The sequence below is a fragment of the Romboutsia maritimum genome, from assembly GCF_002251085.2.
In the GTDB taxonomy this organism is placed as follows: domain Bacteria; phylum Bacillota; class Clostridia; order Peptostreptococcales; family Peptostreptococcaceae; genus Romboutsia_B; species Romboutsia_B maritimum.
In genome coordinates, this window is sequence record NZ_NOJZ02000023.1 from 15347 (window position 1) to 39765 (window position 24419).

Here is a 24419-nt window from a genome sequence, read left to right on the forward strand (position 1 = left end):
TTTTATCAGATTTCAAATTATTCTAGACATTTATTTCTTATTATCAAAATAAATTCTAATATTTACCAATTGCTCTAATTTCCCCTTCTTACACTTTTATGTAATTTTAAATAATTTACTTTATGTGCTATTATTAACTAGAAAAGGGGGATAAATCATATGATTAAAAATAGAATTAAAAAAACTATTTCATCTTTAGTTGTTGCATCATTCATATTAGGAGTAGTAGGATGTTCTAATGAAAAAATTGACAATAAAAAAGAGAGCATAAAACAAGAAAACACAGAAAAAGATAGTTCTAAAAGCAAAAGAGATATTGTTTTAGAAAAATATGAAAAAGAATTAAAAGAAAATGGTAAAAATGGAGATGAAATTCCTGAAAATGAGATACCTTTTAAAGAAAATAAAAATGAAATAGGGGAAGATGGAAAGTTTGTTAAATACTTTGATCATGATAAAATGGAGCAAAATTATAAAGAAATAAATAAAGAAAATTTAAAATATAGTATTGCTTTAGATGATCGAGCATATAGATACGAGTGGGGAGAAGGTAAGTTTGATACTTGTATATTTTTATCAAATCAACCAGAACAAGCAAATGAACCATCTAGCACAGATATATATGGCGAAATATTAAGAGCTTATTCATATTCTGCTAAAAAGGACAATGAAATAAGTATAGATTTAGCTAACGAATATGTAAAAAAGGTTTTACCAGATGATATAAAAGAAATATCTTCTTATAAGGGATCTGAAGGAATAAAAACATATTATTCCTCTTCAAAAGGAACTTTTGTAGTTTTTATAAATTATCCTACAAAAGATAACAGTAATGAAGTTTTAAGTAAAGATAAGGTATCTGGCATACATTATTTTAAAAAAATAATATAATATAAAAAATATATTATTAGCCTAAATTCATAGCTAGAAAAAGACGTGAAGTTGCAGTAAAAATGCTTAAAAAAGGTAAATTTTTAACAAATGAGCAGTTACTTATAGTTAACGATGATTACTTAACTGTTACATATAATCATACTGATGATTATGGTAACGTCATTGAGGTTGCAAAGTACCACGCATAGAGTTTGATATACTCCCTTTATGGTGAACAATTAAAATAAAATTGTTCTCATAAAGGGAGTATATTTTTTTCTATCCAACTAGAATTAGAAACGCTCCTGGGTGTGTGAAAATAACTCTTTAAATTACAAAATTAACAGCTTTCTATGATACTACTAAATTATATATCCTATACGTTTCATAGGTTAAGATACAAAAGAAACAGATACATTAATTTACTAATTCCTTACAATAGCTTAATCCAACTATATTACCTTCATTTACTTTATCTTTATAAACTAAGGAAACAAGAAAGTTACCTTTACTAGATTCATATCTTAAATGTTTTTTAGCATTTTCAAAGTCTTGAGAACTTACCATTTTAGCATCATCAGGTAGTACTTTAGACACTAAATTTAAAACTTCTTCATATGTAAATTCCTTTGTATTCATTTCACATGGATATTCATATCCATGTAAAACAGTAACATATTTTTTATTATTTATTGGTTTATATTCATCTCTCTCACTATTAATAAAACTATCTGCTACAAACCCATTACGACATTCATACCACCAGAAATTTGATTTTGCCTCGTAAGTTAATTTACTTTTATCTACATTTTTATATTTTTCACCTATTGCATTAATATCTATATCAATATATTTACTTCCATCATTTACTCCAGGTTTTTCAATATAAGTGACCTCATTTTCATCACTTTTTTGAGTAACTTGTGAAGTTGCTTTATTAGTATTTTCATTTATTTCATTGTTCTTACTACATCCTATACTAAAAAAAATAGTTATAGATACTAGAAGTAATATCTTACATGGTATTTTCAAATTTATCCCCCCAATGTACTTTTTCCTAATTATATTATATCACTTCATAATAATTTATTATGAACATCTGGAAGTGAGTGGCATGAGGTAAAATTATTATATATTATTGTTATAACGTGACCACATTCACCAGTTATATATATTTTAGAGTTTGTAGAATTTAATCTTTTCTCAACATCCTTATCAAATGTTTCTTTCTTTCCTGTGACTACTGATATTTTAGGATGTAAACTTTTTATGAAATTTTCACTAGATGACCCTTTTAGTCCATGATGTCCTACTTTTAAAACATTTACCTTGCCTATAGTTTTTGCCAGCTTGTCCTCATCACCATCTTCGTTATTTATATCCCCAGCTAAAAAAATCTTATTTCTACCTTTAGTTATCTCAATCCCTAAAGAATTCGCATTTTCAGAAATTTTATCTTTGGTAGTTTCTTCATAGTTTACAATTTTTATTTTAAAATCCCCTAAACTAAATTCATTATTAGAATCTGATGGATGTATAATTTCTACTGATTTATTATTTGCAGCTTTAATCATATCGTCATAAACCTCTTGATTGTTATACTTAAACTCTTCATCTATCAATTTTTTTGGATTATATTTTTTTATATAAAGTTTATTTACTTTATATTTATTTATAATAGAATCCATTCCACCAATATGATCACTATGTGCATGAGTTCCCAAACAAAATTCTAACTTATCAATATTTAAATCATCTAAATACTTAACTACCCCTTCATCACTCTCTAAATTAATTTCTTTATTATTTAATTTATTATTTTCAGCTGCATCTATTAAAGCAAATTTATTGTTACTTTCTATTAATATAGCATCACTATACCCAGTATGTATAAAATGTATTTTATCATTACCTATAGTCATTAGAATTGCTGCTGTTCCTATAAAAGTTATAATTGTAAAAGTTATAAATATAACTTTTATTTTTTTCTTCATTAAATTATCCCCCTAATTTAACACTACATTAACTTTTTCTTTAACTTTTCCATCTTTCTTTTGTACTAAATATGCATTTGCCACCAAAGAAAACATAGGCATATCACTAATGGAATCTGAGTAAGCATAAGATTTATCAAAATTTATTTCTATATCTAAATGTTCTAATAATTTTTCTATTCTAAATGTTTTTTCTAAACCCTTACAATTATTCCCTAATATCTTATTTTTATATCTTGAGTTTTCAAATTCTAACTCTGTACCTAACACTTCATCTGCATATTTATATTTCTTAAAATATTTCATATATGCACTTGGAGATGCCGTTACCATAATGATTATCTTTCCTTTTTTCTGAGCATCTTCTATTATATTCATCATGCTTTCATTGATTTTTTTCTTAATACATTTATTAAAAAACTCTTCTAATTCATCTTCCTTAAAATATATAATAGTAGAAAAAACAGCCTCCTTTGCTTTGTTTAAAGTCGCAAATTTCAATAAATACATAACAAAAACCACAATTATATATGGTATTTTTATAATTGTTTTTAATGTCTTTGTTTTTAGCGAATACACAAAGAAATCTATCATACTATCAGTATTTATAACAGTATAATCTACATCTAATAATACTACTTCCTTTATTTTTCTTAACATAATTTTTTCTCCTGATTTTTGATTTCTCTAATATAATAATATTATTAAACAAACAATGGCCCATATTAATACATTTAATTTAAGACTTTTGTCCTTTAATATTATATCTGTGGGGTTTCCCTCTTCTGAAGTATTTATAATAAAATGATATCTAAGTAATCCATATACTACAAATATTGTTGTATATATCATATCAGGATTATTTACATTACTAGTTGAATAAAGTGCATAACATACTATTGTAGAACTTAAAGCAACTATCATCATTTGATTTAATACTGGTTCACTGTATTCCTTTAATATTTTTCTATGATCAGATGCTGTCTTTTTCAAAGTAAATATTTCCTTTTTTCTTTTACCAAACCCTAAATAAATAGATAAAAAGAAGGTACATAAAATTATCCAACTAGATAATTTTACATCTATAGAAACGCTCCCTGCACAAACTCTAAGTATAAATCCTATTGCTATAGAAAATACATCTAGTAAAATTATATTTTTTATCTTAAATGAATATAATAAATTGTTTGATAGATATAAAATGAGTATAAATGTTAGTTCTCTTCTTACAAATAGAGATAATCCAAGGGATAATATCGTTAAAAATATAACCAACACAATAGCATTATTTTTATGTATTTTACCACTAGCTAAAGGTCTATTACATTTTTTAGGATGAAGTTTGTCCTTTTCCATGTCTACTATGTCATTTAAAACATATACAGATGATGATATAAAACAAAATGATACAAATGCAATTAATGTATTATATATACTATTTATATCTATAATTTTATTAGAAAAAATTAATGCTGCTAATACAAATAAATTTTTAATATAATGTTTTGATCTCATTAACTTTATATATTCTTTTATTGATGCTTTTTTCTCTTTTTCACTACTTACTATATTATTCATTTCCCCCAACTTCCTTTTACCCTTTTATGTAAATCATTATTATTATCTAGGATATGATTGCACTCCTAAATTAAATATTTCTATAAACCCTTGTATATTACTAATTACGATAGTAATAAAAACAATACCTAAAAACACATTTAACAATTTTGTTTGTTTTTTACTTAAGGTTTGAGCTAAATATCCTAAAAGTAAAATTATTGCAAAAGTAAAATGTATCACCATTATATTTGCACTGTCTAAACTGTATCCTATTACCCCGTGTAAAACTATATTAGCTAATATTATACCTAAGCATAATTTAGGCACTTTTTTCTTAAAATTTCTTATTCCCCCTATTATAGCTAATAATAATACTATTGCTCCTAAAATTAAAAATACTTTATTTACTGCACCATTTTGAACCATTTTAGTATTATATAAAATTTCTTGTCCTGGAAAATACAATATTGGATATATTAATCTTAATATTGTCATTTTTATTTTTTCTAAAATAGGCAATGTTGCTATAAACATTGAATCTGAGTTTATAGTATTTTTCACTAAAAAGAAACTATTATATGATTTGGTACTTACTAATATAAAGTAAGACATTGCCACTAATAAACTTAAATGTGTTAGAATTTTTTTTAAGTTTATTTTAAATTCTAATAATAAGTTAATAAAATATACATATATATTTGTAAGAGTTATACCAAATAAAGGTATCGCTGCTATATCAATTAAATATGATTCTTGATTTTTTAATTTTGAAACTAAGAATATAAATACTACTAATGACAACTGAGCATATATAAATCTTTCTATATTTACAGACATGAAAATTTGTGGAAATGAAACTATCATTATCCCGATAATTAATACTCTTGTTAAACGTTTTTTACACAAATCTTTTATACAACTATAAATTAATGTTACAGATGTAGCACTTATTAATATTTGTAATATAATTAATCCAAATCCATAAATATGAGTAAATTGAGTTCCTGTTTTTGCTAAGTTTTGACTTATTAAAAATATTGGATATGCGAATAATGATACTATAGCTGAAAATAATATGTGTTTACTATTGTCCTGAGCTATAGCAAATGTGTTCCAATTTAATAAAACCCCCGTGTCGGTATTAAGTAATACATCATACTTATTATGTGTATCATAAAATATTGATGTCTTTGAAGCAAATGCTATTGATATTAATAAATACAATATTGTTACTATCAAAAATACCACCATTTCCCCCTTGTGTTTTGATAAAATTTGTCTCAATATCTTTCCCCCTTATTTTACAATTTTTTCTGTAACAGTATATCATAATATTAGTTATTTTAATACCTTGCTATATTAGTTATATGAGTTATTAATAGTAATGGAAAACTTAAATAAATATCTTTGAACCGCATACCATAAAGGCATGGACAAGTCATTGCTATATCCACGCCTTAACAAAATCATCATATAAATGTATTTACAGAAAAAGTTTCATATTCTCTAGATAACTTTAAATAAGTTTTAAAAACTAGTTATTAAACTCTATATTTCTTTTTTATCTTCTGGTTGCTCTTTATTTAATTTATCTTTTAATTGTGTTTCCAGCTCTATAATTTCGTTAAAAGTACTCTTTAACTTTTTAATAAATGGATTGTTGCGAGTATCATAGACTTGTTTTAAAACTACCTCTTTCTCTGCCATTTTAAAAATGTCATTACCATACATTTTTTTAAACGTATATATTCTATCATCAATCATTTCAGATTGTTTACTCAAATCTTTATTTAAAATTATAATTTCCTTTAACTCACTATTAGTTTCAGATATGTTCTTATTTATATCTTGAAGACTAATTTGTTCATCTTCACTAAGTAAAGTTTCTTTTTTATCTTTAATTTCTCCTGTATCTTTGACATAACTGTCAACTTTAGTATTTTTTACTGAATCATCTACTACATCATTTTTTTTATCTTTATTTTCAATCATACTTTTCTTTTCATTAAGCTGTGATAATTTACGTTCTAAAGATTCTTGAAATTTTTTGTTTATATTTAAATTATATGTAGTATCTAAACTTTCTTGAGCTAATTGCTTCCCCTGATTAATAGCTTTTAATTCTTTTAATGATATATTTGTATTTTCTTTATTAGTAGAAGTATTAATTTGTATTTTATTTAAAGCGCTACTGTTGTAACTTCTTGATAGTAGGCTACTACTTATATTTGAAATGTTCATATTTTCCCCCCGAGTTTATTTATTTACCTAATTTTACCAAATAATAATTTATTTGTAAATTTAATATAATTTCCAAAAAAAAACTAATAACCAATACTATCAATTTTCCAAGTAGAATCTTTTTCTTTTATTACATAATAATAAGTTTCATCTTCTCCAGAGTCTATTGGTTCTGCTCGAAGACCTTTAAATTTAACATAATAGTTAACATTGTATATTGCAATGTCATCTCTTTTTAAATTATCTTTTGTGTTAATATAGTTTTGATAATATGTTTCATCTGTAACTAAATTTAAATTCAGTAGTTTAGTACTTTCTATATTATCAACACTATCTTTTTTGCAGACAGCATCTACAAGATTTGAAGTATAACAATTTTTAAGTTTATTTACATCGTGGTCATTTTCAAATTTAAATGAATTTTCAATAGTTGTTTTTGGATCAGTATTCTGATTCAAAGATGTTTGTTTTTTTAATGAATTAAAGCAAATTATAATTATAAATAAAATAAATAAAATGCAAACTATTTTTTTTGTTTTCATAATAACCTACCTTTTTTTGTTTTTTCTTGAATATTACTTTTAATTCTTTTAATGATATATTTATATTTTCTTTATTAATAGAAGTATTGATTTACCTAATTTTACCAAATAATTTAAACTTAATATAGAAAAATATTTAGTTAAATTACATTATAAATGAATTTAAAATTCAAACATTTTAATAACTAGTAGTTAAACATGTAAAAAACAGTATATCCTTGAAAATACTGATGTACAAGCTGAGGGAGAAGTAACTCAACAAGAACTACTAAACTATATATTAAATTTTATGATAATATAAAATAAACCACCTTAATTAATAACAGCTTAATTAAAGTGGTTTATAAAAAGTTATTAAAGTATTTTGCCCGCTCAGTGGTTTTAAATTATACAGCTTTAATAACTCGTTGAATAGAAAAATTTTTTAGCGACGGATGAAGTCGTTGGTGCCATGAAAAGTAGCAAATTTTTAATAAAAAATCAGGAGGGGAATATGAGTTATCAAAGTGAAGCTCAATTAGAAGAAAATCTAATTAAACAACTTGTAAACCAGGGGTTTAACTTCGTTACAATAGCTGATGAAGAACAACTTAAAAATAACTTTAGAAATGAGTTGTTTCAACATAATAAAGCTAAATTAAACAATGAACCATTTACAGATAAAGAATTTGAAAGAATACTTAGACACGTTGAAGGAAAAAGTGTATTTCAAAGTGCAATGGTCCTAAGAGATAAATTTATATTAGAAAGAGAAGATGGTAGTGAAGTATATATAGAATTCTTTAACACTCAAAATTGGTGCAAAAACAGATTTCAAGTAACCAATCAAACTACAGTAGTTGGAAAGTATACAAACCGTTATGACGTTACATTACTTATAAATGGACTACCCGTTGTTCAAATAGAATTAAAACGTAGAGGGCTTGATTTAAAAGAGGCTTTTAACCAAATAAATAGATATAAAAAACACTCATACCAAGGGTTATATAGATATCTTCAAATATTTGTAATAAGTAATGGAGTAGACACAAAATACTTTGCAAATAGTGATAAAGAAATTCTTTTTAGTCATACATTCTTCTGGAGTGATGAAAACAACAAAAGAATAAGCACTCTTAAAGAGTTTACACAAACATTCTTAGATAAGTGTTTTGTATCAAAAGTTATAGCTAGATACATGATAACTAATGAAACTGATAAATTATTAATGGTTATGAGACCATATCAAATATATGGAGTAGAAGCACTTATAACTCGTGCATTTGAAACTAATAACAATGGATTTATATGGCATACAACAGGTAGTGGTAAGACTTTAACATCTTTCAAAGCTAGTCAAATTCTATCAAAAGAGCCTAATATTAAAAAAGTATTTTTCTTAGTTGATAGAAAAGACTTAGACTCTCAAACAATAGCAGAGTTCAATAAATTTGAGCCTGATAGCGTTGATACAACTGATAGAACCAATACTTTAGTTAAACAAATAAAAGACATAAATAAGCCACTTATAGTTACAACAATACAAAAGATGGCTAATGCTATAAAGAATGATAAATATGCTAAAATAATGGACCAATATAGAGATGAAAAAGTAGTATTCATAATAGATGAGTGCCACAGATCTCAATTTGGAGATATGCATAAAGCTATAAATAAGCATTTTACAAACGCTCAATACTTTGGATTTACAGGTACACCAAGATTCTTTGAAAATAGAAGCCAAGAAGGTAGAGTTACAGCAGATTTATTTGAAAAATGCTTACATACATATTTAATAAAAGATGCTATAAGTGATGGAAACGTACTTGGATTCTCAGTTGAATACATTAAAACATTTGATGGTGGATTTGATGAGGAAGATGATGAAAAAGTAAAATCAATAGACAAAGAAGAAGTATTTATGTGTGATGAAAGAATAAATCTAGTAGCAAATCACATTTTAGATATTCATAGTGGAAAGACTAAAAATAAGCAATACACTGCAATATTTACAGTTCAAAGTATAGCTATGCTTGTAAAATACTATGATGCATTTAAAAATATTAACCATGACTTAAAAATAGCAGGAATATTTAGTTTTGGAGCTAATGAAGAAAGTGAAGGAAAAGATGAACACTCAAGAGATTCACTTGAGCGAATGATTACAGACTACAATGAAATGTTTGACTGTAATTATTCAACAGATACATTCCAAAGTTATTTCTCAGATGTATCTAAAAAAGTAAAAAATGCAAAAATAGATATACTAATAGTTGTAAATATGTTCTTAACTGGGTTTGACAGTAAAACATTAAATACTTTATACGTTGATAAAAACTTAAAGTATCATGACCTAGTGCAAGCATATTCAAGAACTAATAGAGTTGAAAAGTCTACTAAACCTTATGGAAATATAGTTTGCTATAGAAACTTAAAGAAAAATACAGATGAAGCATTAAAGCTTTTCTCTCAAACTGATAATACTGATGTTGTATTAATGGAAAGCTATGAATATTACTTAGGTTTATGGCATAATGAACTTAGAAAATTAAAAGACTTAACACCAGAGCCAAGTGATGTAGACAGTCTTCAAAGTGAAGAAGATAAAAAGAAATTTATATTAGCATTTAGAGACTTAACAAAGGTTCTAACAAAGCTAAATACATTTACAGAATTTGAATTTGAAGAAGTAAAACTAGGAATGAATGAACAAAGCTATCAAGACTATAAAAGTAAGTATTTTACAATATATGAAAGTGTAAAAAGACAAGAAGAACAAAAGACTTCAATACTTGCAGATATAGACTTTTCAGTAGAGCTTATGCATAGTGATAAAATCAATGTAAGTTATATCATGAATTTAATTAGAGATATAGATCTATCGGACCAAGAGAAAAAGGCTCGTGATATTAAAAATGTAATAACAGAGCTTGATAGAGCTGATAATGAAGAATTAAGACTTAAGGTAGATTTATTAAAGGAATTCTTAAATAAAGTAGTTCCAGAACTTGGAAGTGATGATGATATAGACTTGGCTTATGAAGAATTTGAAGAAGTAAAAAGAGAAGAAGCTGTAGAAGAATTCTCAAAAGAAATAGGGTTAGATAGATATAAGATAAAAGACTATATTTCAGAGTATGAGTATTCAGGAATAGTAAATAGACAAGAAATAAGTGAAGAGATAAAAACAGAGTTAAAACCTAAGTTTACGCTTAGAAGAAAGATGATAGATCAAGTTAAAAACTTTATATTTGATCATGTAAAAAAATACGCTTAATTAAAATAAACAGATTTAAGGAGAAATACAATGCAAACAAGTGAAAAACAACAAGAACAACAAAGAGAATTACACACAAGGATATGGGCTATAGCAAATGATTTAAGAGGGAATATGGAAGCCAATGAATTTAAAAATTATATACTTGGATTAATATTCTATAGATACCTTAGTGAAAAGGTTGAAAATAGAGCAAAAGACTTATTATCAGAAGATAATATAAGCTATCGTGATGCTTGGGCTGATGAAGAATATAGAGAAGGTTTACAAGAAGAGTTCTTAGAGCAATTAGGATACTTTATAGAGCCAGAATTTTTATTCTCAACATTACTTAAAGCAATAGAAGATGGTAAGTTTGATATAGAAATGCTTCAAGGTGCAATAAATGATATAACAGAATCTACATTAGGAGCAGATAGCCAAGATGACTTTGACCATTTATTTGACGATATGGACTTAGCGTCTACAAAGCTAGGAAGAGACGTAAAAAGCCGTTCAAAACTTATAGCTAAAGTAATGGCAAACATTGCAGAAATAGACTTTGCACATGAAGATTCTGAAATAGATGTACTTGGAGATGCTTATGAATATTTAATATCTCAATTCGCTGCAAATGCAGGTAAAAAAGCAGGAGAGTTCTATACTCCACAACAAGTTTCAAAAATATTAGCAAAGATTGTAACGGTTGGAAAAGCTGACTTAAAAGATGTTTATGACCCAACTTGTGGTTCTGGTTCTCTATTACTTCGTGTATCAAAAGAAGCTAATGTTAGAAAGTTCTACGGACAAGAACTTACATCAACAACTTACAATTTAGCTCGTATGAATATGCTACTTCATGATGTAGACTATACAAACTTTGATATAAAAAATGATGATACATTAGAGCATCCTCAACATGAAAATATGAAATTTGAAGCGATTGTCGCAAATCCTCCGTATTCTGCGAATTGGAGTGCAGATTCTAAGTTTTTAGATGATGAAAGATTTAGTGATTATGGTAAACTTGCACCAAAGTCAAAAGCAGATTTTGCATTTGTGGCGCATATGATTCATCAACTAGATGATAAAGGAACAATGGCAGTAGTACTTCCTCATGGTGTTCTTTTCAGAGGTGCAGCAGAAGGAGTAATAAGAAAGTGTTTAATAGAGGAAAGAAACGTATTAGACGCTGTTATAGGGCTTCCTGCTAATATCTTCTTTGGTACAAGTATACCAACAACTATATTAGTGTTTAAAAAGTGTAGAGAAAACAATGATATTTTATTTATAGATGCTTCTAATGAGTTTGAAAAAGGGAAGAATCAAAATAATTTAACTGATGCTCATGTTGAGAAGATAGTTGAGACTTATGTAAAGAGAGAAACTATAGATAAATACAGTTATGTAGCCTCAATGGATGAGATTGTCGATAATGATTACAACTTAAATATACCAAGATATGTTGATACTTTTGAAGAAGAAGAATCAATAGATCTAGCTGTTGTTAGTGCAAGAATAGATAAGATTGATAAAGAAATAGATAGTATTGATAATAAGTTAGCAGTTTATTTAAAAGAGCTTGGATTGTAAGGGGAGGTGGATGATATGAATAAGACACCGAAGCTTAGATTTAAGGAGTTTAGTGGAGATTGGAATAAAAAAAGATTGTCTGAAATAGCTTCGATTAAAGGTGGTTATGCTTTCAAGAGTAAAGAATTTTCGAACTATAAAGATAAATATCAGGTTATAAAGATGGGAAATTTATATCAAAATCAATTATTACTTGATAGATCTCCAAGTTATAAAAAAGAAATAACAGAAAAAGAAGAACAATATTTATTGAAGTCAGGTGACATAATAATTACTTTGACAGGAACAGTAGGGAAGAAAGATTTTGGATATTCATATAGGATATCAGATGAAAAGAACCTATTATTAAATCAAAGACTAGGGCTAATAAGAAATAAAGAAAATATATCAGATGATAGGTTTTTAAAATATACAGTACTTGATAAGTTCTTTTTAGATCAATTTTTTGAATCATCAGTTGGAGGAACAGGAAATCAAGCTAATGTAAGTACTAAAAATATGGAAGAATTCTATGTATATAGTCCGAAGCTAGAAGAACAAGAAAAAATAGCTTCTTTCTTTTCTTTAATTGATGATAAAATTTCTCTTCAAGGTGAGAAGGTTGAGGCTCTTAAGGATTATAAGACCGGAATGATGCAAAAGATTTTTAGCAGGGTGTTAAGGTTTAAGGATGATGATGGTAGAGATTACCCTGAGTGGGAAGAAAAGAAGCTTGGAGATTTATTAAAGTATATATCTTCAGGAAAAACTAAATCTAAAAATGAAGAAGGAAGATATAAAGTTTATGGTTCTATGGGTGTTATTGGATATACAGAAAACAAAGAGTATGAAGGTGAACATATTTTAATAGCTAGAGTAGGTGCTAATGCTGGAACTGTTAATATAATTAATGAACCTTGTGGAATATCAGATAATACGCTAGCCGTTAAATGTAATGAGGTAATAGATTGTAGATTTTTATATTATAAGTTGAATCAATATAACTTGAGTAGACTTGTGTTTGGTTCGGGTCAACCTCTAATAACAGGTGGACAAGTAAAAGATATAAAAGTGTATGTTCCAACTTTAAATGAGCAAATAAAAATTTCTAAATATTTGTATGTTCTTGAAAATAAGCTTAAAAAAGAGCAAGAGAAGTTAGATTATTTAAATGAGTATAAGAAAGGATTATTACAGCAGATGTTCGTTTAAATAATAATTATGATATAATAGAAAAAATAATTTACTACACTATATATTAAATATGGTGTAGTAAATTTCATACAAATCATTAGGGGGATGATAAAATGTCCAAGCTAGTCACTTTAAGTCAAAGAAACTTACTATTAAAAAGTGATATATTAAAAGATTATCCTAAGTTAAAATCATTTCTAGAAACTACACCTGATATGGATTCTTCTGAACTTCATACATTAGATAAAGAAGTCAGAAACTTGTTTAATAGTAAAATATTCAATGCAATTAGTAATAAAGCTCCACAAGAATGGGAGGTTGATAAAGACCGAACATTAGAATCTGCAAAAGAATTAAAAAATATTACTCGTTGTCAGATATGTAATACTAAAATTAAAAATATATGTTATATAAAAAATAAGATAAATAACAATAGATTGATTGTAGGAAGTACATGTGTAACGTACTTTGGAATACTTGATAAAAAAGAGCTTGAGAAGATTTTAAGTGAAAGAGAAATAATAAGAAGAAGAGCAGAGATTAATAAATCAATTAATAATATCGAAAAGACATTTCAAGAATTAGACCTATTCATAGAAAAAAGCCCAATTATTATAAAAAATAAAGTTATTAATAAGTTTGTAGTACTAAAAAGTGAAGCTGTTGATTTACATACAAAGTACATAGATTCTAATTTAGATAGCAATGAAAAGATAAAAATAATAAACAGGATAAAAGATATTCTACCTAAAATTAGAGTTGAAAAAAATAAAATAATTGAATATATAGATAAAAATAAAGTAAACAAGTTCATTGTAACTAAAGGTATATATAGAAGTGTAGGTTATGATGATAGATGTATACCTGATTTAGAGGAAGATGGATTTGTATCTGAGAGAAATATATTTAGAGTAAAAGATATTAAATTTATAAAGTCTATAATTGGTGATTTTAATAAGCATTTAATAGACCATAACATGAAGATAATAAGAGCTTATGAGTATGCAAGGGATATATACTATCAAATAGATATGGGTAATAAAAGATATGCTATTGTAGATTATAAATACAGTGATTTTGCATTTAATTATGGAAGTTTAGTTTTTGGAGAAGAGCCACTGGAGGAGATAAGTTTAGATAAGGTATTTAGAAATTCAAAGATAAGAAGCGAAGTTACAATAAATACAATACTTAACTCTATTGAAGATATAATAATTAAAAAAGAATTTGAACTAGAGGATGTTAATAAGGAGTTTAATGAGATTATAATTAAAAATTGTAAGAATGACAGATATATAATATTAAACTTTAGTGAAACTATTGATATATTTAAAGAATTAGCTATTTCAAGTAATAAAAAGTTACATAAAGATGTTATTGATTATATTTTAAGTTGTAAAAATACAAAAAGTTATTATGAAATGGATTCATATAGAAGACAAACTAGTATATAGGTTTATAGATATTAAACAAAATATATCATAAAGACAGAGAAATCTGTCTTTTTTTAATGGGACAAATTAATGATTTATTTTTTTGTATGAAAATAGGATAGAAAAGAACAAAAAAATGACCTTTACTAGTCTTTACTATTATTTAAAAAAATATTTAATAGTATTTAGACCTATGTTAAACTATTGAAATTACTAGTGTTAAGTCTTTTAAAACCGTCAGATAGGAAACTAAAACCGTCACTTGGGAAACACTAAAACATACAGATTATTTTATTTGACGGAGTAAAATATATAAGGTGATATATCATGGGGAGAGTACGGGTTTATAAATGGTTTTGAGTATGATGTAAAATCTAAGACTTTCCATATTGAATCATCAGAAAAGATTTATAGTTTAATACAAAATTATTTGGAAAGTGGATACACACCTAATAATTTAGCTGTATTATTTGGACTTGGAAATTATTATGCTCAAAGACTATATGATCTACTTCGTTTATGGTCTGGTACAAAGAGTATTATTACATACTCCGTAGATGAGTTAAAGATGTATCTTAGCTTAGAGGGCAAATATGGAGATTACAATACTTTTAAGCGTAGAGTTATATTACCTGCAATAAAAGCATTAGTTGGTATTGGTTGCTTTGAAATAGATATAAAAGAAAATAAAGTAGGTAGAAAAGTTGATTCTATAGACTTTATTGTAAAAGATTTGGACAAAAGGAAGTATTTTACTAAGGATGATACTACAAAAGCAATACCAAGTGAAGTAATTGAAGAAGTTGCAGTTACTTTGGATAATAAGATTGTTGAGTATAAAATTGAGGAAAAAGAGGATATAAAGCACAAAAAAGAAATGGATATGCATTGGTGATATAATTGAGTTAAAGCCGGTGAACTAATGAAAAAGCCAAATTATGAAGATTTTATAATGAAAAGAGCAATGGATATTTTTGCACAAGAAGGTCTTAAGTTCTTTGGAATAGATAAAAAAGTAAAAGAAAATGGTCCAACGGAATTGGTTGTTTTAGAAAGTAAGAATATGTATATGGACTATACATTCTTAATGGAAGATGATAGTTATATACACTTTGAGTTTCAAATAACTAATAAAGGTGTAGAAGATCTAATGAGATTTAGGACTTATGAAGTACTACTTAATCATCAAACTAAAAAGGAAGTTATCAATAGAAGAGATAGAAACAATAAGAAATATTATGTAGTAATATATATAGTAAAATGAAGGACATGAGTTCTTCATTTTATTTTTTGTATTTTTATATATTCGACAAACTTTGATAAATAAATTAGAATAGATTATATAAAAATTAAAAAATCGCTATAACCAAGTGATTACAATATGTTCAAAATTAAGTGGCCGATTTTTACACGTAAGTTAGAGAATTTGGAGGGACATCTGTGTATTTTCCTACTGAAAAGGATGTTATTTTTCAATACATATAAATGGTTTGTGATAAAATATAGATAAAAGATAGGAGTGATAAGAATGAGCTATGGATTATTAAGCCCCAAAGTAGATTTTGTATTTAAAAAAATATTTGGAAATGAACAACACCCAAATATATTAATATCATTCTTAAATGCAGTACTAAATCAAAAGGATGTTATAACATCAGTTAAGATATTAAATACAGACATAGACAAAGAGCATATAGATGATAAATATTCTAGGTTAGATATAAAAGCAACTACAAATAACAAAGAACATATAAATATAGAGATACAAGTTAAAAATGAATACAACATGGTAAAGAGATCTATGTATTATTGGAGCAAGATGTATGAGAGTCAAATTATAGAAGGTGATGATTATGACAAGCTTGCAAGAACTGTTTGTATAAATATATTAGATTTTAAATGTTTAAAAAATGATAGATTCCATAACTTCTATAGATTAAAAGAAGTTGAAACAAATGAAGAATTAACAGATATACAAGAGCTGCATTTTATAGAGCTTCCAAAGTATAAAGGAGTATCAGAGGATGAAGATATTTCTAATATGTTAGAAATATGGACTACATTTATAAAAAATCCAGAGAGTAAAGTAATTGAAAAACTAGAATTGTCTAAAGAAGAAATAAAAGATGCTAAGTATGAATTACTTAGAATAAGTTCTAGTTCAAAAGAAAGAGAATTATATGAGCGAAGAAAAGAATCTCTTTTAAATAAAGTTAGTGCTTTAAAAAATGCTGAGGAAAAAGGCCAGAGAAAAAAGGCAATGGAAATAGCAAGAAACTTATTAGATATATTAGATAATGAAACTATATCATTAAAAACAGGCCTGAGTATAGAGGATATAAAAAAGCTAAGGAATGATATTAACTAAATGTATGGTAAAGAAGTAAATAAGGAGGATTAATTATTCTCCTTATTTTGTTGTTTAAAAATGAATGGGATAGTTGATAATTTTACATACTCGACAAACTTTAATAAATAAATTAAAATAAATTATATAAAAATCGAAAAAAAACTAATAATATATACATTTAATGCATTGGAAATACCGAGATTAATGATATAAGTTTTTATAAAAAAGTCAAGTTTGAGCCGGCAAACTTGACTATTTTATAAAAAATTTCATTGTGAATTAACTACAAAATTAAAAATATAAAAAATATTTCAAACATACTTAATTAATTTTATATTTTTATTAATCATAATTTTATGAAATAAAAATATTGCCACAAAATTAAAAATATATAAAATATTTTAAATACAATTAATTAATCTTATATTTTTACTAATCATAATTTTTGCAAAATAAAATTATCACTACAAAATTATGAAAATATAAATATTTATTATTATTTTAAAAAATTGGAGGATGAAATGAAAAAAAGAGCAGTAGGTTATTGTAGAATTTCTACTTTAATGCAAGTAGATAATACTTCATTAAAAGATCAAGAAGATAAAATAAAAATGTATTGTAAACTTCATGATATAGTAGTAGATAAAATTTTTATAGATAAAGCAAAGTCTGGTAAATCTACAGATAGACCAGAGTACTATGAAATGATTAATTTCGTTAAAGAGAATGATGTAGATATGATAGTTGTTTATAAAAATGATAGAATACATAGAAGTTTATATAATTTATTAGCTATGATTTATGAACTACAAGAATATGAAGTAGCATTAGTAAGCGTTACAGAACTCTTTGACACCTCAAACCCACAAGGTATGCTATTTTTACAAATGCTTGGAAGTTTTTCAGAATTTGAGAGGGCTGTTATTAATGAAAGAACTAGAAATGGAAGAATAGCAAGGCTTAATGAAAATAAATTTGTTGGAGGTAAACCAGCATTGGGCTATAAAATTAATAAAAATGGTGAATTTATCGTGGACCTAAAAGAAGCAAAGATTGTAAAAGATATATTTAAATTAAGGTCAAAGGGTCTTTCATTAGCTAAGATAGGTAATAAGTATGGTTTTTCAAAGCAAAAGGTTGATTATATTTTGAAAAATAAAAATTATATTGGAATATTCGAGTATAATGGGAAAAAAGAAAAGAATGAAATAGAATTTAAAATAGATCCTATAGTATCAAAGTATATGTGGAATAAAGTTAATAACTGCATTTTATAGACTAGTAGATTTATCTACTTGGTATTCTCTAGATATTTTTAATTTATAGCATTAAAAAAAAGGGAGCTAAAAACCTTTTCCGCTCCCTTTCTTTATTATTAGCATATGCGATTTCGCATTCATAGTCGACATTAACAAGTAACTTTGATAGTTACTGTATTTACAAACAAATGCCTATTATGCTATTGGAGGTGTACCTTCCGCATTTGCTACAATTGCATCTATTTGGATTAAAGCATCTTTAGGTAAAGCTGATACTCCAACTGTTCTTCTTGCAGGAACACCACCTGGGAAGAATGTTGCGTAAACTTCGTCTACAGCATCAATATCTTCTATATTTTTAAGGAAAATATTTACCTTAACTACATCTTCCATAACGTGGTCAACACTTTCTATAATTGCCTTGATATTTTCTAAACACTGTCCAGCTTGCTCTTTTACACCACCAGCTACCATTTCACCAGTTTTTGGGTCTAAAGGTAATTGAGCTGAAAGATTATTGTAATGAGAAAAAGCTACAGTTTGTGTAGATAGCGGACATATTGGCGCATTTTTAGTATTGTTTGCTTCTATTATAAGTCCATGTCTGTCTTCAACAGCTTGTGGAGGTGTACCATCTCCGTGTGACACAACTGCTTCAATTTGTACTAAAGCACCCATAGGTAAAGCTGAAGCTGCAACTATTGTACGTGCAGGAACATATGCTACTGCTCTAGCTATAGCTGAGTCTGGGAAGAATGTTTTATAAACTTCGTTTACTGCTTCAATATCTGACATATCTTTAAGGAAAATGTTTACCTTAACGATATCATCAAAAGGAACGTCGATACTTTCTAAAATTGCCTTGATATTCTTTAAGCACTGTCCAGTCTGCTCTTTTACATCACCATCTATTACTCTACCAGTTTTTGGATCTATAGGTAATTGAGCTGAAATATTATTGTAATGAGAAAAAGCTACAGTTTGTGTAGATAAAGTACATGTTGGCGCATTTGCAGTGTTATTTGTAAGCTTTATAAGGTCTCCTGCTTGTGGTGCGTTTGGTATTGTACCTTCACCATTTGAAACAAGTGCTTCAACTTGCACTAAAGCATCCATAGGTAAAGCTGCAACTGCAACTACTGTTTTTGAAGGAACATAAGTTGGGAAGAATGTTTTATAAACTTCTTCTACAGCGTCAACATCTTTGATATTCTTAACGAATACAGTGATTCTAACAATATCGCTCATAACATGGTCGATACTTTCTACAATTGCCTTAATATTTTTAAAGCATTGTTCAGCTTGCTCTTTTATACCACCAGCTACCATTTTACCTGATTTTGGATCTATAGGTAATTGAGCTGAAAGATTATTGTAATGAGAAAAAGCTACAGTTTGTGAATATAGAGAACTTTTTGGTGCATTTTCTGTATTTCTTGCTACTACTGTGTTCATGATTGTATTCTCCTTATTGTAATGTTTATTGTAATATTTATTGATAGAATCATTAAAATTCATCTAACTTGTAAATAATATACCTTGGACTAGCTCTAATGTCAATAGGTATTATTTTTATTATTTTAAAGTCCCACCACCTAAGAGGTAAATGTTTTCTTGGTCAATACTACTACTGACGATAATCTTTTAATTTGACTTTCTATGCTAATTTTTTATATTTGCTTGGTTTTTGCTTAAGTTTTGGGTTTTCTCATACCTCGGCAAATATGCACTTACATACTTTGATGATTAATCAATAAGTAAGCCTTAAACTTATTTTATCCCAAATATAATTTTAGTATGACTGTAAGTATTTTCAAGTTTTTAGAGTTTATAATTTTTACCTACAAACGCTACTTTTATGTAGTCTTTGATTAGCATATAAATATGATTTATTATTTGACACCCAAGTATCAAAATAGGCTATCTTTCATCAATAAAAATACAACTACCATATGAGATTTTGTCAAGTTCATTTTTTATGAGAGTAGATATATTTTCTGGAATAAAATCAAGGAAAAAATATAAGAAAACAGCTATTGATATCTTAAATTTTTTTCAGTTTAATATTCAGATTAATTCAAATTGGTCAAAATTCAGAACTTAATTTTCTAAGTTCTTTTTAGTGTACTTAAAAGTATGAATATTGGGTAAGTAGTCGTTAAATTTCACTTATTATTTGAGATAAAATTAATGCCATTAGAGTCCAAATAAATGGATTCTAATGGCATTTTTACTAGATATCTTTAAATGTGTTTTTTTCGAATAGTTTTTTTATTAATGGCCTTTATGTTTTTCTTTTTTCTTCATTTGTTTTAATTCGTACATTCTATCACGTTCTGCTTCTTTTCTTTCTTTTCTTTTCTTAATTCGTTCAACTTTGGCTGCTTCGTGTTGAATTTTCATAGCATTTTGAGCTTTTGTTCCTATACCTTTTTCATTTTGTTGTTTTTTTACTTCTCTTTGTAATCTCTTGTAATTGACTTTCTTTTGAGTCGATAATATTTGAGATTCAGCTTTTTTAAATGAAATCTCATTATAATTCTTTAATATAAATTCATATAATTGAACTTCTGTAGGTTCTGATCCTAAAACTATTTTTGCAACATTGTATTCTTTTTCATATTCATCTTCAAAAATACCAATCCAAAATGGATTTTGAAATAATACTGTTAATTTGCAACTACTTTGTTTCATAAATAATTCCTCCTGTAATTTTATTACAAAAGAATGGACAACCCAGGAGGGCAGGTTACTGCTATTTTATAAATAGGTTCGGACTACCAACCGAAACTGTGTTTTTATCTTTCGAATCTATTATATCATTTTTTTATATTTATTGTACCGAAGATATTTAAAGCGTTTTAGAATAAAACTTATTTAAATCTATTTGGTATGATTAAAATCAAAACATATGAAGAAAAAATGAACAATATGGTATAATTTGGATAATACATATCCAGGGAAACGATAAATAAAAAAGAGGTGTAGACTATGAAAAATTTTATTTCACTAAAGATACTTGATAAATTTAGGTTTTTATATGAAAAATTAGGTGTAGATTATGATGATATGAGGTTAATATTAAGTATAAAGCTAACTATAGATTCCAGAAAAACATATAACTTATTAAATAATCAACAAATTCAAAAATCTTCAAATCAATATAAAATAATGCAAATAATATATGCAGTTATTGGTTTCTTTATGATGATTATTATATTAATGAATAAAAATACTTTTGTCTCAATGGCTATATACTTTTCAATGTTTATATTTCTTATGCTTACAACATTTATTTCAGATTTTTCATCTGTAATATTAGATGTTAAAGATAACGAGATTTTAGCTACTAGGGGTATAAGTCTAAAAACATTGAATGCATCTAAAATAAGCCATATTATGATATATATGATAAATATAAGCATAATATTAAGCGGATTTTCATTAATTGCATCAACAAAGTATGGAGTAGTATTTTTATTAGTATTCTTAATAGAAATAATACTTATAGATATTTTTATGATAATTATATCTGGACTAGCCTATCTAATAGTATTAAAAATATTTGATGGAGAAAAGCTTAAAGATGCAATTAGTATTATACAAATAGGGGTTACAATATTATTTAGTTTAGCTTATATAGTCGTAACGAATCTATCTAAAAGTATAAATGTATTTGAAAATATCAATTTAGATGTAATAAGTTATCTTTTACCACCTTTTTGGTTTGCAGCTCCACTTGAAATAATAGCAACAGGAAATAAAAATGAAGTATTATTGATACTTTCTTTATTAGCTTTAGTTGTACCTGTAATATCAGTTTTAATATATATAAAACTTACACCAGTATTTGAAAAAAAACTTCAAAAACTTAATAATGAGAGTTTAAGTAAAACTAAAAGAAAGTATAATCTAACAATGAAATTGAGTAAGATTATATGTAAAGATAAAGAAGAAAGAATATTTTTTAATTTTGTTTCTAAAATAATTAGAAATGATAGAAATTTTAAATTAAGAGTATATCCACTTATTGGAGTTAAATATAATATATTTCCTCTTTTTTTCAGTTTAGATAGACATCCAAACAATATAAATTCATATATATTTCTATTTTTATATATTTGTTTAATGATGATTCCCACAATAATAATAGCATTAAAGTATTCTGAAAATTACAACGCATCATATATATATAAAACAATACATATAAAAAATAAAATGGCTGTACATAAGGCAGCTATTAAAGCTTGCTTAGCTAATATAATAATACCTATTTATTTAATTCAAAGTATAATTTTTATGTGTTTTTTCAAAGTAAACATAATACAACATCTAGTAGTTATATTTTTAGTTTCAATACTTATAACTATAATTACATTTAAAATGCTTAAAAAAGATATGCCATTTTCTCTTCAAATTAATTTACTTAAGAAAAATGAGGGAATAGTAGAAAATTATTTAATTTTTGTTTTAATAATTATTATGGCAGGTATTCACTTTCTTATTTCACTTATTAGTCCCTTAGCAGTTAATATCTATATAATAGTTATTTTAATAATAAATATAGCTTTGTTTAAATCATCTTTTAAAATGAACTAATGTAAATTAGTATAGTTCCTTAAATACATTACATCAGTCAATCTGAATTTTCGACAAAATTTTTAGATAGTTATTGATATAATAAGAAAAAGATAGTAATAAACTGTTCAATATGTAACTGTATAGTTGAGGGAGAAACATATTATGAAGATAAAAGATAGTAAAGCAATAACATTATCATTGATAGGAGTTAGTATGGCAACGCCTATATTTAATACTGTTAATGCTATAAATCCAACACCAGTAAGACTTGTAATTAAAGAAAATGCAATAGTTATGCAAGATGAAATAATAAAAGGTACCGAAAATAATGATCACAATAGAGTGCGTAGATCGTCTTCTATAATAAGTATGACGCATTTATACTCTAAATTAAAATATTCTATTAATATGAAAAGCTGGACTTTAACAAATAGTATATGGAGTTTTATGCAATATAAGAATGATATGGAGAGATACTTTGCTATATTATAATTTATTATATGCTTTATATGGCATTATAATATTTATACTTAGAAATCCTATTTTAAAACTTGTAAAAAAGCCTAAAGAAAATGATAGAAAAATCATTAATTCTCTTAGTGCCGGTTATATATTAATAGGACTAATTACAAGCATAATTTATATTGATGGAATGTATGTATTAATTGTTGTATTAGGTTTTCCATGGCTTTTAATTGAATATTATAAATCGTAGGCATCTTATTTATTAAGATGTCTTTTTTGAATATAAGCTTTAAACTTGTTTTTTAGTAAGAGTTAAAAGGATCTAAAAAACTATCAAATGTTATAGGATTAGGAGGCAAAAATGTATTAGATAAACATGGTAATGTAGTGCATCATCAGTCTTATGCAGATGAAAAACTTAAATCCATAGGTTATCCAATATGTATAGCTTGTCCTTTTATTGGAATTGTATCACTTATAGGTTATACTGCCACTAAAATAAAACTTAGATATAATAAAAAAAAGAAAAAAACATGTGTAACTGCATTTTATAATATTTATCATTTAAAACAATAACTTCCTTTTTTAATTTACTATCTATCTCAAAAAAATCTAATATTATTTCATTTAATTCAGATTTGCCTGTTAATACCTTAATTTAGTCGTTCGAGGTATTAAAAAATAATAAACTGGTAATAAATGGATAAAGTTATTGACTCACCTTATTTGTATTGTTATCCTTTTTTTAAGCATTATTATATTTATATAATATATAAATATTTTTAATTTATATATAAAAGGGGGATTATATGTTAAATAAGAAAAAAATAAGTCCAATTATCTTAATGATAATTTTATCTTTATTAATAGTTCAATTAGTATTTGCTGATAAAAATACTAATTGTAATACACAAGAAACTGCTATTAATAATGAAATTGCTAAGTCTGAAAATCTAAAGGATTTAAGTATTCAACAATTAACAAAAATTAGAGATAAGGTTATTGACCAAAATTTAGAATATCTCAAAGAATTTGGAGCAAATTCAAATCAAGATCTTCGAGATCGTAAAGATGAAATTTTAAATTGTGATGCAGGATTAGTTGCTTTCTATAATAAGAA

The 24419-nt window shown here is 25.9% G+C and carries 21 protein-coding genes and 1 pseudogene; 13 read left to right on the forward strand and 9 right to left on the reverse strand.

What is annotated here, in order from left to right; translation table 11 throughout:
- Window positions 1–159 precede the first annotated feature (159 nt).
- Window positions 160–891 (forward strand): hypothetical protein, encoded by a 732-nt coding sequence (locus CHF27_RS10885; protein ID WP_095405303.1) that lies wholly within the window; start codon window positions 160–162, stop codon window positions 889–891.
- Between the two features lie 399 nt (window positions 892–1290).
- Here CHF27_RS10885 and CHF27_RS10890 read toward each other — a convergent pair whose 3' ends face one another.
- From CHF27_RS10890 to CHF27_RS10920, 7 genes are all read right to left on the reverse strand, one after another.
- Window positions 1291–1905 (reverse strand): hypothetical protein, encoded by a 615-nt coding sequence (locus CHF27_RS10890; protein WP_095405302.1) that lies wholly within the window; start codon window positions 1903–1905, stop codon window positions 1291–1293.
- Window positions 1906–1949: 44 nt separating this feature from the next.
- Window positions 1950–2867 (reverse strand): ComEC/Rec2 family competence protein, encoded by a 918-nt coding sequence (locus CHF27_RS10895; RefSeq protein ID WP_095405301.1) that lies wholly within the window; start codon window positions 2865–2867, stop codon window positions 1950–1952.
- Window positions 2868–2879: 12 nt separating this feature from the next.
- Window positions 2880–3527 (reverse strand): HAD-IB family hydrolase, encoded by a 648-nt coding sequence (locus tag CHF27_RS10900; RefSeq protein WP_095405300.1) that lies wholly within the window; start codon window positions 3525–3527, stop codon window positions 2880–2882.
- 27 nt (window positions 3528–3554) lie between these two features.
- Window positions 3555–4445, reverse strand: coding sequence for a decaprenyl-phosphate phosphoribosyltransferase (locus CHF27_RS10905; RefSeq protein WP_095405299.1), 891 nt, complete (start codon window positions 4443–4445; stop codon window positions 3555–3557).
- 42 nt (window positions 4446–4487) lie between these two features.
- The gene (locus tag CHF27_RS10910; RefSeq protein ID WP_243445002.1) at window positions 4488–5711 is read right to left on the reverse strand and encodes a DUF6080 domain-containing protein; all 1224 of its coding nucleotides are present in this window, start codon (window positions 5709–5711) and stop codon (window positions 4488–4490) included.
- 264 nt (window positions 5712–5975) lie between these two features.
- Window positions 5976–6668 carry a hypothetical protein gene (locus CHF27_RS10915; RefSeq protein ID WP_095405298.1) on the reverse strand — a complete coding sequence of 231 codons (693 nt, stop codon included), beginning with the start codon at window positions 6666–6668 and terminating at the stop codon, window positions 5976–5978.
- An 83-nt stretch (window positions 6669–6751) separates the two neighbouring features.
- Window positions 6752–7210, reverse strand: coding sequence for a DUF4829 domain-containing protein (locus tag CHF27_RS10920; RefSeq protein ID WP_095405297.1), 459 nt, complete (start codon window positions 7208–7210; stop codon window positions 6752–6754).
- A 493-nt stretch (window positions 7211–7703) separates the two neighbouring features.
- Here CHF27_RS10920 and CHF27_RS10925 point away from each other — a divergent pair, with 493 nt between their 5' ends.
- The 8 genes from CHF27_RS10925 (at window position 7704) to CHF27_RS10960 (ending at window position 18271) form a co-directional block, all read left to right on the forward strand.
- Window positions 7704–10466, forward strand: a complete 2763-nt coding sequence (locus CHF27_RS10925; RefSeq protein ID WP_095405296.1) for a type I restriction endonuclease subunit R — start codon at window positions 7704–7706, stop codon at window positions 10464–10466.
- A 30-nt stretch (window positions 10467–10496) separates the two neighbouring features.
- The gene (locus tag CHF27_RS10930) at window positions 10497–12038 is read left to right on the forward strand and encodes a type I restriction-modification system subunit M (RefSeq protein ID WP_095405295.1); all 1542 of its coding nucleotides are present in this window, start codon (window positions 10497–10499) and stop codon (window positions 12036–12038) included.
- A gap of 15 nt (window positions 12039–12053) precedes the next feature.
- Window positions 12054–13229 carry a restriction endonuclease subunit S gene (locus CHF27_RS10935; RefSeq protein WP_095405294.1) on the forward strand — a complete coding sequence of 392 codons (1176 nt, stop codon included), beginning with the start codon at window positions 12054–12056 and terminating at the stop codon, window positions 13227–13229.
- A 95-nt stretch (window positions 13230–13324) separates the two neighbouring features.
- Entirely contained in the window at window positions 13325–14665 is a 1341-nt protein-coding gene (locus CHF27_RS10940) for a hypothetical protein (protein WP_095405293.1), read from the forward strand.
- Window positions 14666–15074: 409 nt separating this feature from the next.
- Complete coding sequence (locus CHF27_RS10945; protein ID WP_330409788.1) at window positions 15075–15539, forward strand: replication initiation protein; 465 nt, start codon at window positions 15075–15077, stop codon at window positions 15537–15539.
- Window positions 15540–15566: 27 nt separating this feature from the next.
- Window positions 15567–15908, forward strand: coding sequence for a hypothetical protein (locus CHF27_RS10950; protein ID WP_330409789.1), 342 nt, complete (start codon window positions 15567–15569; stop codon window positions 15906–15908).
- A gap of 264 nt (window positions 15909–16172) precedes the next feature.
- The gene (locus CHF27_RS10955) at window positions 16173–17012 is read left to right on the forward strand and encodes an Rpn family recombination-promoting nuclease/putative transposase (protein WP_095405291.1); all 840 of its coding nucleotides are present in this window, start codon (window positions 16173–16175) and stop codon (window positions 17010–17012) included.
- A gap of 503 nt (window positions 17013–17515) precedes the next feature.
- The gene (locus CHF27_RS10960; protein WP_115976176.1) at window positions 17516–18271 is read left to right on the forward strand and encodes a recombinase family protein; all 756 of its coding nucleotides are present in this window, start codon (window positions 17516–17518) and stop codon (window positions 18269–18271) included.
- Window positions 18272–18448: 177 nt separating this feature from the next.
- Here the strand turns inward: CHF27_RS10960 and CHF27_RS10965 are convergent, their stop codons facing one another.
- Both CHF27_RS10965 and CHF27_RS10970 read right to left on the reverse strand, forming a co-directional pair.
- On the reverse strand, window positions 18449–19708 hold the full coding sequence (locus CHF27_RS10965; protein WP_095405289.1) for a RidA family protein: 1260 nt from the start codon (window positions 19706–19708) through the stop codon (window positions 18449–18451).
- A gap of 819 nt (window positions 19709–20527) precedes the next feature.
- Complete coding sequence (locus CHF27_RS10970; RefSeq protein WP_095405288.1) at window positions 20528–20947, reverse strand: YjdF family protein; 420 nt, start codon at window positions 20945–20947, stop codon at window positions 20528–20530.
- Between the two features lie 297 nt (window positions 20948–21244).
- On the opposite strand from CHF27_RS10970, the gene CHF27_RS10975 reads away from it, so the two are divergent.
- From CHF27_RS10975 to CHF27_RS10995, 4 genes and pseudogenes are all read left to right on the forward strand, one after another.
- Entirely contained in the window at window positions 21245–22852 is a 1608-nt protein-coding gene (locus CHF27_RS10975; protein ID WP_095405287.1) for a hypothetical protein, read from the forward strand.
- A 144-nt stretch (window positions 22853–22996) separates the two neighbouring features.
- Window positions 22997–23326, forward strand: a complete 330-nt coding sequence (locus tag CHF27_RS10980; protein WP_095405286.1) for a hypothetical protein — start codon at window positions 22997–22999, stop codon at window positions 23324–23326.
- Window positions 23313–23549, forward strand: coding sequence for a hypothetical protein (locus tag CHF27_RS10985; protein WP_095405285.1), 237 nt, complete (start codon window positions 23313–23315; stop codon window positions 23547–23549). Before CHF27_RS10980 ends, CHF27_RS10985 begins: the two co-directional genes overlap by 14 nt.
- A 559-nt stretch (window positions 23550–24108) precedes the next feature.
- A pseudogene (locus tag CHF27_RS10995) lies at window positions 24109–24419 on the forward strand (hypothetical protein); the annotation flags it as partial.

Bases quoted from the DNA above. Each gene is read 5' to 3' on its own strand.
- CHF27_RS10885 (WP_095405303.1), top strand. From the start codon at position 160: ATGATTAAAAATAGAATTAAAAAAACTATTTCATCTTTAGTTGTTGCA.
- CHF27_RS10895 (WP_095405301.1), bottom strand. From the start codon at position 2,867: ATGAAGAAAAAAATAAAAGTTATATTTATAACTTTTACAATTATAACT.
- CHF27_RS10900 (WP_095405300.1), bottom strand. From the start codon at position 3,527: ATGTTAAGAAAAATAAAGGAAGTAGTATTATTAGATGTAGATTATACT.
- CHF27_RS10905 (WP_095405299.1), bottom strand. From the start codon at position 4,445: ATGAATAATATAGTAAGTAGTGAAAAAGAGAAAAAAGCATCAATAAAA.
- CHF27_RS10915 (WP_095405298.1), bottom strand. From the start codon at position 6,668: ATGAACATTTCAAATATAAGTAGTAGCCTACTATCAAGAAGTTACAAC.
- CHF27_RS10920 (WP_095405297.1), bottom strand. From the start codon at position 7,210: ATGAAAACAAAAAAAATAGTTTGCATTTTATTTATTTTATTTATAATT.
- CHF27_RS10925 (WP_095405296.1), top strand. From the start codon at position 7,704: ATGAGTTATCAAAGTGAAGCTCAATTAGAAGAAAATCTAATTAAACAA.
- CHF27_RS10930 (WP_095405295.1), top strand. From the start codon at position 10,497: ATGCAAACAAGTGAAAAACAACAAGAACAACAAAGAGAATTACACACA.
- CHF27_RS10935 (WP_095405294.1), top strand. From the start codon at position 12,054: ATGAATAAGACACCGAAGCTTAGATTTAAGGAGTTTAGTGGAGATTGG.
- CHF27_RS10940 (WP_095405293.1), top strand. From the start codon at position 13,325: ATGTCCAAGCTAGTCACTTTAAGTCAAAGAAACTTACTATTAAAAAGT.
- CHF27_RS10950 (WP_330409789.1), top strand. From the start codon at position 15,567: ATGAAAAAGCCAAATTATGAAGATTTTATAATGAAAAGAGCAATGGAT.
- CHF27_RS10955 (WP_095405291.1), top strand. From the start codon at position 16,173: ATGAGCTATGGATTATTAAGCCCCAAAGTAGATTTTGTATTTAAAAAA.
- CHF27_RS10960 (WP_115976176.1), top strand. From the start codon at position 17,516: ATGAAAAAAAGAGCAGTAGGTTATTGTAGAATTTCTACTTTAATGCAA.
- CHF27_RS10965 (WP_095405289.1), bottom strand. From the start codon at position 19,708: ATGAACACAGTAGTAGCAAGAAATACAGAAAATGCACCAAAAAGTTCT.
- CHF27_RS10970 (WP_095405288.1), bottom strand. From the start codon at position 20,947: ATGAAACAAAGTAGTTGCAAATTAACAGTATTATTTCAAAATCCATTT.
- CHF27_RS10975 (WP_095405287.1), top strand. From the start codon at position 21,245: ATGAAAAATTTTATTTCACTAAAGATACTTGATAAATTTAGGTTTTTA.
- CHF27_RS10980 (WP_095405286.1), top strand. From the start codon at position 22,997: ATGAAGATAAAAGATAGTAAAGCAATAACATTATCATTGATAGGAGTT.